Origin of the sequence: Streptomyces sp. NPDC055243 (assembly GCF_044544025.1) — a bacterium.
Classification (GTDB): Bacteria; Actinomycetota; Actinomycetes; order Streptomycetales; family Streptomycetaceae; genus Streptomyces.
Window position 1 is genome coordinate 227,742 of sequence record NZ_JBITWR010000002.1, and the last position, 14,321, is coordinate 242,062.

The window sequence follows — 14,321 nt, forward strand, 5'->3', positions numbered from 1 at the left end:
ACCGACCACATACTCGGTATGCCCGTTCTTGGGGCTCGTGGGGGAAAAGGGGAGTAAGTGAGAGAGCTAGTCAGACGCCACCTGGGGAAGGTGGTGGCGGGCGCGGCAGTAGCGGTGGCCGCCACCGCGGTGCTGGTGGGCGTCACGCTGCCGGGGGCGGGCGAGTCGGGGGACCGCCAGGCCAACGCGGCGGCCGCGAAGCAGAACGCGATCGCGAAGGACGGCGTCGTCGAGGCCGCGCCCGACGAGGGCGAGAAGGGCATAGGCAGCGACCCGCTGACCGATGCGGAGATCGAACGCGCCGAAAAGGCCTCGGTGACGCCCGACCTGCGCTCCAGCGCCAGGGACGTCGAGGGCGACCGCGGCCCGCAGCTCCTGTCGACGAACCTCAGTGAGCCCGGACCCACCGAAGCGGGCGCCGATGCCCCGCGCCGCGCGGAGGTCGTCTACTACGACTACAAGAAGGACGCGGTCATCACCAAGACGGTCAACGTGGCGACCGGCAAGGTGGAGAACACGAACACCACGCAGAACGTCCAGCCGCCGCCCAGCCAGGAAGAGCTCGCCGAGGGCGCCCAGCTGCTGATCGCCGACCCGCTGGGCAAGGGCCTGAAGCAGGACTTCAAGCACGCCACGGGCAAGGCGCTGACCGGCCCGGGCCAGCTCCAGCTGAGCGGCATGGTCTTCCGCAAGGAGACCGTCGAGCAGGTGCCTTCCGACCTCACCGAGTGCGGCAAGCACCGGTGCCTCCAGGTCGTCACCAAGGTCAAGAACGGTCCGTGGATCGACACCCGGTCCCTCGTCGTCGACCTGAGCACCCGCTCCGTGGGCCGACTCGGCTGATTTCGGCCGCTCGCGCACGACACCACACTTCTGCTTCTCCTCGTACGAGGGAGTTCACACCGCAATGCACGTCAACAGACTTTCGCGCGCCCGCAAAAGGGTCACCATGGCCCTCGCGGTCTCCGCGCTCATCGGCGGCGCCGCCACCGTCGCCTCACCCGCATCGGCCGCACCCAAGGCGCCGAGCGCCCCCGCGGCGGCCGCCGACTGCAGTGACGCCTACAAGATCGAGCAGACCGTCGACGGCGGCACGACCTGGCGCATGTGCTGGCACTACAACACGCTCTCCGGCCTGATCCTCGACAAGATCAGCTACCAGCCCAAGGGCGAGGCCAAGCCGATACCCGTCCTGACCAGCGCCCGGCTCGCCCAGGTCCACGTCCCCTACGACGACGGCGAGGCCGAGTACGACGACGTCACCGGCACCGACTTCGGCATGGCCCTGCAGAACCTGAACCCCGGCGAGTGTCCCGGCGGCACCATCAAGACCGTGAAGGTCCCGCAGCGGGGCAACGTCAAGGGCCTGTGCGCCACCACGCGCGCGCGTGGGCACGCGTACCGCCTCAACGACGACGCCAGCACCGGCGGCAACGGCAAGGTCTACACCGGCCAGGGCAAGGACCTGCTCGTCTACACGGTGAACAAGGCCTCCTGGTACGAGTACATCACCGAGTGGCGGTTCTCCTCGGACGGCACCATCAGCTCCCAGGTCGGCGCGACCGGCAGCCTCTCGCCGTTCGACTACGACGGCGGCGACAGCCGCGGCTGGCCCATCGGCAAGGGCGACCAGGCCAAGGCCGAGAGCCACGCCCACAACGTCTTCTGGCGGCTCAACTTCGGCCTGGACGGCTCCCCGAAGGCCAAGGTCGAGCAGTACGACTCCAAGGTCACCCCGCCCACCGGCCAGGGCAGCCCCACCACGAAGACCACCCGCACCAAGGTCACCAAGGAGCTCGCCGGTGACCGCAAGGACATGCGCTGGTGGCGCGTGGTCAGCGGGGCCGGCAAGAACAAGGACGGCCACCCCCGTTCGTACGAGATCGTGCCCGGGGCCAGCAGCAAGCACGCCGGACGCCCCTTCACCAAGCACGACGTGTACTTCACCGAGTACAAGAAGTGCGAGCAGTACGCGAGCAACAACCCGGGATGCCCCAACGGCACACCGGACAGTGTCGACAAGTGGGTGGACGGCCAGTCCCTCACGCACCCGGTCACCTGGGTGCACATCGGCTACCACCACATCGCGCGTGACGAGGACCAGCAGCCGATGCCGGTCCACTGGCAGGGCTTCTCGCTGGCCGCGCGCGACGTCACCGCTATGAGCCCGCTCACTCCGCAGGACCTCGCCGGCCAGAACGGCCAGCCGCCGCTTGGTCGTTGAGAATTGACCCTTGCCATCCGGCTGCACCGCCCGCCGCTCCCGGAGTACCCTTCCTTGATCGTTGAACGGGGGAGTGCTCGGGGGAGCGGAAGGGGTGCGCTGGGTGAGCTCGGGAGGGCGGGAACTGCCCCCTGGTGACGAGGGTCACGAGGGGGGTCCCGCGGACGGCCCGCCCGGAGCGGTGTCCTTGGCGCGGCCGATGGAGATGGGATCTCAGATCGGACCCGAACTGGACTGGGGCGCCGATGCCTGGCGCGAGGTGCGCACGCGCGCCCAGCGCGCCGGGCGGGCCTACATCTGGCTGAATCTCGTGGAGCAGCGGCTGCGCGCGGTCGTGGCCGCTGTTCTGCGACCCATCTACGAACCCGTCCACGCCGACGACTGGGTGGTCGCCGCCGCCGGACCCGCGGGGCAGGAGTGGGTGCAGCGGGCCGTCGCCGTCCGCGAAGTCAGCCGCCGCAAGGGCTACTTGCTCGACCCGGCCGACGACAACGTCCTGAGCTTCCTCACGCTGCCCCAGCTGCGCGAGCTGATGGTGCAGCACTGGCCGTGCTTCGAGCCGTACTTCGACGACCGCAGGGACGTCGAGCTCGCCCTGGACGAGCTGGAGGTCACCCGCAACGTCGTGTCGCGCAACCGCGCCCTGTCCACCGCCGTGCTCGCCCAGGCGGAGCGCGCCTCGGCCAAGCTCCTGGACATACTCGGCGCGGGCTCCGACACGCCCTCCGCGCGCCGGCTGCCCGTCGACGCCGTCGAGTCCCTGGTCGGTGACCGGTACGCCGACGTGGTGGGCGTCCACTCGGACCGCGTACGGCTGCTTCGGCAGTTCCCGGCCGAGGACATCTTCGGCGGGGCCCGCCGCCTCGACGCGATCGGGATAGGCATGAACCTCCTGGTCCAGAACTTCTCCGGGCGCCGTCTCGTGCGCCTGGCGGAGTCCGGCTGCCGGGTGCGGCTGCTCTTCCTCAACCCGGCGAGCAGCGCGGTCAAGCGCAGGGAGCGTGAACTGGGCCTGAAGCGGGGCGAGCTGAGCCGCAGCGTCGAGATGAACATCCTGCACATGCGCCGGGTGCGGGCCCGCCTCCGCGATCCGGGCGCCTTCGAGATCCAGGTTTTCGACGAGACGCCGCGCTTCACCGCGTATCTGGTCGACGGGGACGGCGCGGACGGCATCGCGGTCGTCCAGTCGTATCTGCGCAGGACGCGCGGGATGGAGGCGCCGGTGCTCGTGCTGCGCGGCGGCCGCCGGGTGGTGAAGGCGGACGAGCCGGACGAGAACGGACTCTTCGAGACGTACCGGGAGGAGTTCGAACTGGCCTGGGCGGACTCGCGGCCGGTCTCCTGAGTCCGTCTCCCGGGCCGCCCGGGCGCGGCGCCGGGCGGCAAGCGGAACGCGCGCCTCGGATTGTCAGTGGCGCGTGGGATCGTGGTGGTCAATGGGGGAAAGCACCACAGAGAAGGGGGCGGCCATGGGCTGGCACCGGGAGCTGCTGATCGGGTTCGACCTGGAGACGACCGGGACGGACCCGCGCGAGGCGCGCATCGTCACGGCGGCGGTGATCGAGGTCAGGGCCGGCGAGACGCTGGGCCGCAGGGAGTGGCTCGCCGACCCGGGGGTCGAGATCCCGGCGGAGGCCGTCGCGGTGCACGGCATCTCGAACGAACGGGCCGCGGCGGACGGCAGACCGGCCGCCGAGGTCGCCGACGCGATAGCGGCGGTGCTCGTGTCGTACTGGCAGGCGGGCGTCCCCGTCGTGGCGTACAACGCGACCTTCGACCTGACCCTGCTCTCCGCCGAGCTGCGCAGGCACGGCCTGCCGTCCCTGCGCGAGCGGCTGGGCGGCATGGAACCGGCCCCGGTCATCGACCCGTACACGATCGACCGCTCCGTCGAGCGCTACCGCAAGGGCAAGCGCAACCTCGAAGCGGTCTGCACCGAGTACGGCGTGCTCCTGGAATCGGCCCACGACGCCACGTCGGACGCCCTGGCCGCGGCCCGCCTGGCCACCGCCATAGCCGACCGCCACCCCAAGCTCGCCGCCTTCGGCCCGGCGGAGCTGCACCGCCGCCAGATCGACTGGTACGCGCAGTGGGCGGCGGACTTCCAGCAGTTCCTGCGGAAGAAGGGCGAGACGGACGCGGTGATCGACGGCACGTGGCCGCTCCGGGAGGAGTTCAGCGCGTCCGGGGTGTGAGGGCTCAGAACGGATACCACCGCACGGCCGCGTCCCCGTCCCGGAGCGAGGCGACCCGGCGGCGGAACTCGGCCAGGGCCTTCGGATTGGTCGGCGCGTGCTGGGCGACCCACGCACAGCTCGCCGTCTCCCGGGCTCCCCGGAGCACCGCGCACCCTTCCCACTCCCGCACGTCCCAGCCGTACTCCGCGACGAACCCGTCGTACGCCTTGGGCGCGAGACCGTACCGATCCCGCGAGAGCGCCATCACCACCAGATCGTGCTCCCGCAGATCGGCGGAGAAGGTCTCCAGGTCCACGAGGACCGGACCGTCCGCGCCCACCAGGACGTTGCGCGGCAGCGCGTCGCCGTGGATGGGGCCGGGGGCGAGCCGTGGGGTGAGAGCCGAAGCCGCCGCCTCGAAGCCGTCCCTGCGCTCGCGCAGATAGTCCGCGTCCTCGGCGTCGATCGCGTCACCGGCAAGGCGCAGCCACCGCTCGACCCCGCCGAGGAGTTCACGCCGGGGCAGTTCGAACGCGGGCGCGTCAAGGGCGTGCACGAGCCGCAGCAGCGCGGCGAGGTCACGCGGCTCGGCCGGTCGCACGGCCTCCGGCAGCCGGTGCCAGACCGTCACCGGGTGCCCGTCCACGAGCCGGGGCTCCTCCTCGGCCGCCCGCACCGCCGGTACGCCCGACTCCTCCAGCCACCGCGCGATCCGCAGCTCCCGCCGCGCGCGGTCCAGCAGCTCGGGCGCCGCACGGCCGACCTTGACCACCGAACCGCCGCTGCCGAACACCGCGTTCTCGCCGAGCGCGAGCAACGCCGCGTCCCGCTCGAGACCCGCGGCGCTCAGTACGTCCCGTGCCCGCGCCTCGTCCATCCGTTGCCTCCCGCACCGCTCGCCGCGTACCTCACGCGGACCGGCGCTCAGTGTCCCATTCGTACAGGCCACGCCGTTGTGAGGCCTGCGCAGCTGCTTGACGTATCAAGATCCCATCAGCACGATGACGGGGGCCGCCTGGGCGGCCAAACCCCGATGAGCCGCCCAAAGGAGTCCATTCCGTGACATTGGCGACCGCGACGAAGCGGTCAGCGAAAGGCGCGTCCGCCCGCAGAGGCGCGGACCACGGCGCCTGGTTCCTGGTGCTGCCCGCGCTGATCCCGATCCTGATCCTGAGCGTGGGCCCGCTCCTCTACGGCATCACGCTCGCGTTCACCGACTCCCAGTCGGGCCGCACCGAGCCCACCGAGTGGATCGGCCTCCTCAACTTCCAGGACCTGCTGCACGACACCCTGTTCTGGGACTCGTTCCGCATCGGCCTGCTGTGGGCGGTCGGCGTGACCGTGCCGCAGTTCCTGCTGGCCCTGGGCCTGGCCCTCCTGCTCAACCAGAATCTGCGCTTCCGCTGGCTGGCCAGGTCGCTGGCGATCATTCCCTGGGCGATGCCCGAAGTGGTGGTCGGCATCATGTGGCGCCTGGTCTACAACCCGGACGCGGGCGTCCTGAACGAGACCCTCGGCAACCTCGGCCTCGGTGACGGCCGCGACTGGCTCACCGGCCTGAGCACCGCACTGCCCGCCGTCATCGTCGTCGGCATCTGGGCGGGCATGCCGCAGACCACCGTGGCGCTGCTCGCCGGACTGCAGAACACCCCGCGCGAACTGCACGAGGCGGCCGAGATGGACGGCGCGGGCGCCTGGCGCCGCTTCCGCACGGTCACCTGGCCCGCCCTGAAGCCGGTCGCCCTCGCCATCACGGCGCTCAACTTCATCTGGAACTTCAACTCCTTCGCCCTCGTCTACGTCCTGACGAACGGCGGCCCCGGCGGCCGCACCCGCCTCCCCATGCTCTTCGCCTACGAAGAGGCCTTCCGCTACGGCCAGTTCGGCTACGCCGCGGCGATGGGCTGCGTGATGGTCGCCGTGATCTCGGTGATCCTCGCGTTCTACCTCGCGGGCCGCCTGAAGGGAGGCGACGAGAAGTGAGCACCACACGCACCGGCAAGCCCGCCCGCGCCGGGCAGTACCTCGCGCTCCTGTGCTACCTCGTCTTCCTCGCCTTCCCCTTCCTCTGGCTGATCTCGACGGCCTTCAAGCCGCCGCGCGAACTGGCCAGCCTGCATCCCACCTGGATTCCCGAGGACCCGACCCTCGCCAACTTCCGGCAGGCCTTCGACGAGCAGCCGCTCCTGCGCGCCGCGGGCAACTCCCTGATCGCCGCGGTCTGCGCGGCGCTCATCGCCGTCGCCATCGCGACCCCGATGGCGTACGTCATGGCACGGCACCGCACGCTCCTGGCGCGGGCGGCCACCGGCTGGGTCGTGGTCAGCCAGGCGTTCCCCTTCGTCCTGGTGATCATCCCGCTCTTCCTGGTCCTGAAGAACCTCGGCCAGATCAACTCCCTGCCGGGCCTGATCATGGTGTACGTGGTGTGGGCGCTGCCCTTCGCGCTGTGGATGCTGGTGGGCTACGTCCGCGCCGTGCCCACCGAGTTGGAGGAGGCGGCCGCGGTCGACGGCGCGGGCAAGCTGCGCACGCTGGTCTCGATCACCGCGCCGCTGCTGGCGCCCGGCATCGTGGCCACGGTCCTGTTCGCCTTCATCACCGCGTGGAACGAATTCTTCTTCGCGCTCGTGCTGCTCAAGACCCCGGAGAAACAGACGTTGCCGGTCGTCCTCACGCACTTCATCGGCGCCGAGGGCGCCGCCGACCTCGGCCCGCTGGCCGCGGCCGCGTTCCTCGCGACCCTCCCCTCGCTCGTCATCTTCGCGGTCATCCAGAAGCGGATCACGGGCGGCATGCTGACCGGGGCGGTGAAGAGCTGATGCGCGCACGCATCGCCACCGCGGCGACCGCGGCCATCGCGCTGCTGCTCTGCGGATGCAGCGGCGGGTCCGACGAGTCCGACGACGGCCGGATCACCCTGCGCTTCCAGTCGCTCGCCTGGCAGAAGGAGTCGGTCGACGCCAACAAGGAACTCGTCGAGGAGTGGAACGCCGCCCACCCCGACGTCAAGGTCGAGTACGTCCAGGGCAGTTGGGACAGCGTCCACGACCAGCTGCTCACCTCCTTCGAGGGCGGCGAGGCGCCGGACATCATCCATGACGCGTCGGACGACCTGGCCGACTTCGCGTACGGCGGATACCTCGCGGACCTCGACGAGCGGCTCCCCGAACGCCTCAAGTCCGGCATCCCCGAGCGGAGTTGGCAGACCACGACGTTCGGGGACGGTGTCTACGGAGTGCCGTTCCTCCAGGAGCCCCGCGTCCTGATCGCCAACGCGAAGTGGCTGAAGGAGTCGGGCGTACGGATTCCGACGCCCGAGAAGCCCTGGTCCTGGGACGAGTTCCGGTCGGTCACCAAGGAACTGAGCGACGGCAAGGGCAAGTACGGCGTGGCCTGGCCGCTCAAGGAACCCGTCTCCGCGACACTCAACCTCTCGCTGTCCACCGGCGGCCGGATGTTCCACCGCGGCGAGGACGGCAAGGTCGACATCCGCTTCGACAAGGCCGACGAGATCATGCCGCGCACGGTCCACGACCAGGTCAACACCGACAAGAGCGCGTCCAGTACGACCCTGGGCATGGGCGGCTCCGACACGCTCCCGGGCTTCTTCGGCGGCAAGTACGCGATGGTCCCGCTCGGCTTCTCCTACCGCCAGCAGATCGTCCAGCAGGCCCCCAAGGGCTTCGACTGGCAGGTGCTGCCCGCCCCGGCCGGAGCCGAGGGGCTCGCGCAGGGCGTCAGCCCGCAGACGCTGTCCGTGTCCGAGGACACCGAACACAAGAAGGAGGCGGTCGAGTTCATCGACTTCCTCCTCCAGCCGGAGAACATGGTGCGCCTCGCGCAGGGCGACTGGATGCTTCCCACTGGCACGGAGGCCTTGAAGGATCCGGCCCTGCGCACCGAGAAGCACGACTGGGCGACGGGCACGGCCCTGGCGAAGGACCTCCGCTCGGCGCCCGCGCAGTCGGTGCGCGGCTACGCGGAGTGGAAGGACAAGGTGGCGACCCCGGCGCTCCAGGAGTACTACAGCGGGGCGATCGACCTGGACGAGCTGCGCAAACGCCTGGTGAAGGACGGGAACCTGGTTCTCAAGAGGTACCAGCGCTGAGGGCTCCGCCGGGGGTGCGGGGATGGGGTGATGGATGGACCTGCGGGCCGGTGGGGGCCGGGCACGCAGTTCCCCGCGCCCCTGAGGGCGCGGCGGCACACCTGGCGTTCAGCGCTGAGACCCGTTGCCCTGCCCCGCCCGCACGAGCCCCGTCTCGTACGCGACGACGACCGCCTGCGCGCGGTCACGGACGCCCAGCTTGGCGAAGATGCCGGTGGCGTGGTTCTTCACGGTCTGGACGCCGATCTCCATCCGCTGCGCGATCTCGGTGTTGTCGAGGCCCGCGGCGATCAGGCGCAGCACGTCGACCTCGCGCGGGGTGAGCCCGGCGAGGTCGGCGCTCGGCGGGTGCGAGGCCGGAGCCGGGGTCACGAAGGTGGCGAGCAGCCGGGTCAACAGCCGCGGGGCGACGACGGACTCGCCGCGGTGGACGGTGCGCAGCGCGGCACCCAGCTCCTCGGGGGAGACGTCCTTGGGCAGGAACCCCGAGGCTCCCGCCCGCAGGGCGCCGACCACGTGCTCGTCCATGTCGAAGGTGCTGAGCGCCAGGACCCGGCACCCGGGCAGCTCGGCGCTCAGCCGTTCGGTGGCCCTGACGCCGTCGAGCACGGGCATGCGGATGTCCATCAGGACCACGTCGGGGCGGAGTTCGAGGGCCATGGCGACGGCCTGCTCGCCGTCGCCCGCTTCGCCGACGACGCGAATGGAGGGGTCCGAGAGCAGGATCAGCGAAAGACCCCGGCGCACCAGGGGCTGGTCGTCCACGATCAGCACGGTGATGCCGTCGGACTCGGACTCGGACTCGGGCCGGGGCCCGGGCCCGGATGCAGTGGGAGAGGTCATCGGATCCTGTCCTTCTCGTACGTTTCGGTGGACAGCGGCACGCTCGCGGTCACCACGAATCCGCCCTCCTCGCGGTGGCCGGCCCGCAAGGAGCCGTCGTGCAGGGCGACGCGCTCCCGCATGCCCAGAAGACCGTACCCACCGCCTTCGTCCCTGCCGCTCCGCGCCCTGCCGTCACCGGCGCCGTCGTCGGCCACTTCGACGGTGACGCGCCCGGGGAGATAGTCGAGCCGCACCGTGGCGCGGGCGGGGCCCGCGTGTTTGCGGGCGTTGGTCAGTGCCTCCTGGACGATCCGGTAGAGGGAGAGGCCGACCGGCATCGGCAGCGTCACGGGCCGCCCGGTGACGTGGAGTTCGGCCGGAAGACCCGCGGCGGTCGAATCGGCGACGAGCCGCTCGATGCCGTCCACTCCGGGCTGGGGCTCCGACGGCGCCTCCTCCGGCGCCTCGGTGCTGCGCAGGACCCCGAGGAGCTGCCGCATCTCCTTCAGCGCCGTGCGGCCGGACTCCTCCAGGGTCACCAGGGCCTCGCGGGCCGTCTCGGGATCGCGGTCCAGCGTCGAGCGGGCGCCGCCGGACATCAGGTACATGGTGGTGATGTGGTGGGCCACGATGTCGTGCAGCTCCCGTGCGATGCGGCGCCGCTCCTCGGTCACCGCGCGGTCCGCGAGGAGCGTCCGGTTGATGTCCAGCTGCCGCTTCCACTGCCGCACGGCCAGGCCCACGGCCACGATGAGGCAGGGCGTGACCAGGACGTCGGTGAGGCCCATTCCCAGGAAGGGAATGTCGTTGTGCAGGTAGCGCACGAGCTGCACGGGCGCGGTGGCCACCACCCCCAGCGCCACGGCGCGCCGCCCGCTGTACCGGGCCACGGTGTAGAGCGCCACCGCGACGGCGCCGCCGTAGCTGTTCGACATCGGCGCGCCCGGGTCGACGACAAGGCCGAAGTTGACGGCCATCTGCACGGCGAGGACCGCGCCGAGCACCGGCACGGGGTGATGGCGCCTGAAGAGCAACGGGAACACCGAGACGGCGACCAGCAGGACACCGGGCACGGTGACGGGCGCCCCGGGGCCCTCCTCGCCCGGTGCGAGGTAGGCCAGTACGTCGAGCCCCACCGCGACGACGGCGACCGCCACGTCACCCGGCGTCGGCCGCGCCCCGCCCGTGGGCGGTACCGGTGGGAAGAAGTCGCGGCCCATCCGGGCGCCTCCTAGTCGTGCCAGTGCGTCGGGCCCTGATGTTCCCGTCCGTCGGCTCCATTACATCCCGGCCCGCCGGGTCGTGGATCGGCGCAGGGGCGGTTCTTCCGCCCAGTACTGGAGTACTGCCCGGGGCGCCGTACCGGACCAGGGTCACGGGTGCGTCCCCTTCCGGCGGCCGACGCCCGCAAAGGGCTTTCCGTGATGACCTGTTGGAGCCTCGGGGAATACTCGCGGCTCCTTTCGCCGGCCGGGAAAAGCAGGGAAAAGAAGACATGATCCGCAAGCTGACCTCCTTCTCCACCCGACAACGATGGCTGACCATCGTCGTCTGGACCATCCTCGGAGCGGCACTGTCGCTCGTGGGGCAGACGATGATGTACGACGTCACCGATTCCCAGGCCGGGGACTTCCTTCCCAAGAAATACGACTCGGCCGTGGCGCTGCGCATCGCCGAGGACGAATTCGGCACCAAGCCCGACCCCAACGCCCTCACCGTGCTCGTGGCCAGGAACGACGGCGACCGGCTCACCGCGGGCGACCAGCGGCGGATCGCCGCCACGGCGGCCGACCTGGGGCGGAAGCGGATCGTCGCGCCGAAGCCCGAAGAGTTCATGAAGGACCATTCCCAGACTCCGCGGGTGTCGCCGGGCGCCGTGGCCCCGGACAAGAGTTTCCGGCTCCTCACGGTGTCGCTCGACGGAAATCCCAACGACCCCGGTGTCCAGGACGTCTACAAGGAATTCCGGGACGATGCGAAGCACGAATTCGCCGCCGCCGACCTGCGCGTGGGATTCACCGGCGGCATAGCCTCCACGGCGGACAACACGGATGCCGAGGAGACCACCGGGAAAGTCGTCGGGATGCTGACGATGGGCCTCATCGTCCTGCTGAACGTGCTGGTGTTCCGCAGCCTTGCGGCCGCCTTCGTGCCGCTGATCGCGGTGGCGCTGATCGGCGGTGTCGCCTCCGGAGCGGTGGTCGGCGCGGCGAAGCTCTTCGGCATCGCCCTCGACCCGTCCACTCCCTCGCTGATCGGTGTCGTCCTCATCGGCATCGGCATCGACTACTTCCTCTTCCTGATGTTCCGCTTCCGGGAGCAATTGCGGAACCACCCCGAGCAGAACGCGCGAACGGCGGCGGCCGAGACGACCGGGCGCGTGGGCAGCGCGATCACCTCCGCGGCCCTGACGATCGTGGCGGCCTTCGCGACCCTCGGCCTGGCGAGCTTCGGACAGTTCCGGGTCCTCGGCCCCGCGATCGCGATCTCCGTACTCGTGATGCTCCTCGCGAGCCTCACGCTGATGCCCGCCCTCCTGGCCGTGCTCGGGCGCGGCATGTTCTGGCCCGCACGCGCCTGGAAGAAGGAGCGCACCGACGGGATCAGCGCCCGCCTGGGGCACGCGGTGAGCGCCCGGCCGGTGCGGTACGCCCTGGGCAGCCTGGTGCTGCTCGGCGCGCTCGGCGCGGGCGCGATCGGCATCAAGATGAGCTACGACCAGCAGGGCCTGCCCGAGACCGCCGCGGTCAGGACGGCCGAGCAGATCTCCCGCAGCCTGCCCGCGGGCGTCTCCGACCCGCACAGCGTGTACGTACGGAGCACCGACGGCGGTGACATCAAGGAGAGTTCCCTCACCGGCATGACCCGCGCGCTCGGCAAGGCGGAGGGCGTCGGCGAGGTGGGCAAGCCGGTGCTCGCCAAGGACCGCACGGCCGCGCGGGTGGATGTGTTCCTGAGCGTCGAGTCCGATACGCAGAAGGCGCGCGACCTGGTCTCGGGGCCCGTCAGGGACACGGCGGCACGCACCACTCCACAGGGCACCAAGGCGTACGTCACGGGGACGGCCGCCGTCTTCGCCGACATCTCGACGGCCGTGGAGAAGGACCTGCGGCTCGTGTTCCCGGTCGCGGCGCTGCTGATCGCGGTGATCCTCTTCCTGCTGCTGCGTTCCCTGCTGGCGCCCCTCGTGCTGCTGATCGCCGTGGGGCTCGGGTTCGTGGCCACGCTGGGCGCGAGCACGATGGTCTTCCAGCACGGACTCGACCGGACCGGGGTCTCGTTCACGCTGCCCCTGGTGCTCTTCCTGTTCGTCGTCGCACTCGGCACCGACTACAACATCCTGATCACCGACCGGATCAGGGAGGAGATGGAGAAGCCGGTCTCGGCGCGGCACGCGGTGGCCGAGGCGGTGCGGCACACCGCGCCGGCCGTCGCCACGGCCGGAATCGTGCTCGCCGGTTCCTTCGCGAGCCTGGCCGCGAGCCCCGCGACGCAGGAGATCGGCTTCGCCACCGGCCTCGGGATCATCCTGTCCTCGCTCGTGCTCTCCCTCGTCCTGGTGCCCGCGCTCGCCGCGATCCTCGGCCGCGGCCTGTGGTGGCCCCGCAGGCCGAACCGCTCCCACGGTCGCCACCACACACCGGACGGGCACACACCGGACGGGCCGACCGCCCCCGAGCAGTACCGGCCGTACGCCGACGCCCCCGAGCAGTACCAGCCGTACGCGGACGCTCCTGCGCACTCGGGGTACCCGCCGAGGCGGTGACGGTCGAGGCGGTGAAAGACCAGCCGATGAAAGGCGAGGCCCCCGCGTACGGATCCGTACGCGGGGGCCTCGGCTGTCCCGTGGGGGGGAGAGGGGCCGCCGGTGTGTCACACCGCCACCGACTCCTCCATCTCCTCCTCGGACTCCCTGCGGCTCTCGGCGGAGGGTGCGGGCTGCGGCGCGGACACCTGCGCGTGGTCCCGCCCACGCCGCTCCCAGAGCGCCGCGATGCCGGTGATCACCAGACCGAGCAGCAGCCAGGCCGCCAGCGTCCACACGTGCTGACCGAGGCCGTGGCCGCCGAAGTAGAGGTGGCTGCGGAGGCCCTCGACGAATCCGGCGCCGTTCCAGAAGGCGTGCAGGGAGCCGAAGAAGCCGTTCTGGAGCTCCGGCCTGAACAGACCGCCGGACGACGTGAAGTTGAGCATCACGAAGAGGACCATCATCGCCAGCGTCGTCCAGCGCTTCAGGAACGTGTGCAGGCCGACGCCGATGAGCAGGATGCCGGCCGAGTACAGCCAGGCCATGGCCCACACGCCCCACAGGCCCTGGTGCGCCAGGTGGAAGACGGGTCCGGCGAGCGCGGCGCCGATCAGGCTCACGGCGAACGAGACACCGAGGGCGAGCGCAGCCCGGGCCCGCATCCGCATCCCGGCCCCGGCGGCGCCGAGCGCCGCCACCGACGCGTACGAACCGATGCTCACGGCGACGAGCAGGAAGAACAGGCCCTGCCCCGTGGGGTCGTCGTCGACGGTCGGCGCGACATCGCTGACCTTGAGCGGTACGCCCTGCCCGGCGGCGACCGGCGTGAAGACCTTCTCGACCGCCATGGCGCTCATGTCGGAGCCCGCGGTGGCCACGATCACCTCGGGGGTCTTGGCGTCGGGGACGTAGGCCCCCGATATGTCCAGCGACTTGAGCGCGTCGACCGCATCGGCGCGGGAGTCGACGGTCCGTACGTCGAGGGCGTCGCCCGCCTTGTCCTTGACGGTCTGCGCGAGGGCCTGCGTCTGCTCGCCCGATCCGACGACGGCGATCGGCAGGTCGTGCGGCTCCGGCGTGACGAACGCGCCCATGTAGGCGAGGCCCATGCCCAGGCACATCAGCAGCGGCGTCAGCAGATGCAGGAGTACGTGGCGGAGCGGTCCGGAAGCGGGTGCCGGGCCAGCAGATGCCTTGTGGGCGGGCGCCGAGGTGGCGGTCATCGGAAGACCTCTC

At 70.9% G+C, this 14,321-nt stretch carries 12 protein-coding genes; 8 read left to right on the forward strand and 4 right to left on the reverse strand.

Annotated features, from left to right (window positions below; translation table 11 throughout):
* Window positions 1–57 precede the first annotated feature (57 nt).
* The 4 genes from ACIGXX_RS05890 to ACIGXX_RS05905 all read left to right on the forward strand — a co-directional run bounded on the left by ACIGXX_RS05890 (window position 58) and on the right by ACIGXX_RS05905 (window position 4,419).
* Window positions 58–843: a Tat pathway signal sequence domain protein gene (locus ACIGXX_RS05890; RefSeq protein WP_366463905.1), complete on the forward strand. Its 786-nt coding sequence runs from the start codon at window positions 58–60 to the stop codon at window positions 841–843.
* 64 nt (window positions 844–907) lie between these two features.
* A complete protein-coding gene (locus ACIGXX_RS05895; RefSeq protein WP_351158516.1) occupies window positions 908–2,224 on the forward strand; it encodes a copper amine oxidase in 1,317 nt (438 codons plus the stop codon).
* Window positions 2,225–2,327: 103 nt separating this feature from the next.
* Window positions 2,328–3,569, forward strand: a complete 1,242-nt coding sequence (locus tag ACIGXX_RS05900) for an SAV2148 family HEPN domain-containing protein (RefSeq protein ID WP_351158518.1) — start codon at window positions 2,328–2,330, stop codon at window positions 3,567–3,569.
* Between the two features lie 124 nt (window positions 3,570–3,693).
* Entirely contained in the window at window positions 3,694–4,419 is a 726-nt protein-coding gene (locus ACIGXX_RS05905) for a 3'-5' exonuclease (protein WP_361470715.1), read from the forward strand.
* Window positions 4,420–4,423: 4 nt separating this feature from the next.
* Here the strand turns inward: ACIGXX_RS05905 and ACIGXX_RS05910 are convergent, their stop codons facing one another.
* A complete protein-coding gene (locus ACIGXX_RS05910; RefSeq protein WP_366463906.1) occupies window positions 4,424–5,278 on the reverse strand; it encodes an aminoglycoside phosphotransferase family protein in 855 nt (284 codons plus the stop codon).
* Window positions 5,279–5,460: 182 nt separating this feature from the next.
* On the opposite strand from ACIGXX_RS05910, the gene ACIGXX_RS05915 reads away from it, so the two are divergent.
* The 3 genes from ACIGXX_RS05915 to ACIGXX_RS05925 are packed head-to-tail and all read left to right on the forward strand — an operon-like array spanning window position 5,461 to window position 8,512.
* A complete protein-coding gene (locus ACIGXX_RS05915; RefSeq protein ID WP_361470711.1) occupies window positions 5,461–6,384 on the forward strand; it encodes a sugar ABC transporter permease in 924 nt (307 codons plus the stop codon).
* Window positions 6,381–7,223 (forward strand): carbohydrate ABC transporter permease, encoded by an 843-nt coding sequence (locus ACIGXX_RS05920; RefSeq protein WP_351158529.1) that lies wholly within the window; start codon window positions 6,381–6,383, stop codon window positions 7,221–7,223. Before ACIGXX_RS05915 ends, ACIGXX_RS05920 begins: the two co-directional genes overlap by 4 nt.
* A complete protein-coding gene (locus ACIGXX_RS05925) occupies window positions 7,223–8,512 on the forward strand; it encodes an ABC transporter substrate-binding protein (RefSeq protein ID WP_399973152.1) in 1,290 nt (429 codons plus the stop codon). The genes ACIGXX_RS05920 and ACIGXX_RS05925 overlap by 1 nt, the downstream gene beginning before the upstream one ends.
* A 108-nt stretch (window positions 8,513–8,620) precedes the next feature.
* Here the strand turns inward: ACIGXX_RS05925 and ACIGXX_RS05930 are convergent, their stop codons facing one another.
* Both ACIGXX_RS05930 and ACIGXX_RS05935 read right to left on the reverse strand, forming a co-directional pair.
* Window positions 8,621–9,355: a response regulator transcription factor gene (locus ACIGXX_RS05930; protein ID WP_361470706.1), complete on the reverse strand. Its 735-nt coding sequence runs from the start codon at window positions 9,353–9,355 to the stop codon at window positions 8,621–8,623.
* A complete protein-coding gene (locus ACIGXX_RS05935) occupies window positions 9,352–10,557 on the reverse strand; it encodes a sensor histidine kinase (RefSeq protein ID WP_351158537.1) in 1,206 nt (401 codons plus the stop codon). Before ACIGXX_RS05935 ends, ACIGXX_RS05930 begins: the two co-directional genes overlap by 4 nt.
* 275 nt (window positions 10,558–10,832) lie before the next feature.
* Here ACIGXX_RS05935 and ACIGXX_RS05940 point away from each other — a divergent pair, with 275 nt between their 5' ends.
* Window positions 10,833–13,103, forward strand: a complete 2,271-nt coding sequence (locus ACIGXX_RS05940) for an MMPL family transporter (protein WP_399973157.1) — start codon at window positions 10,833–10,835, stop codon at window positions 13,101–13,103.
* 107 nt (window positions 13,104–13,210) lie between these two features.
* Here the strand turns inward: ACIGXX_RS05940 and ACIGXX_RS05945 are convergent, their stop codons facing one another.
* Window positions 13,211–14,308, reverse strand: coding sequence for a hypothetical protein (locus tag ACIGXX_RS05945; protein ID WP_399973160.1), 1,098 nt, complete (start codon window positions 14,306–14,308; stop codon window positions 13,211–13,213).
* Window positions 14,309–14,321: the final 13 nt, after the last annotated feature.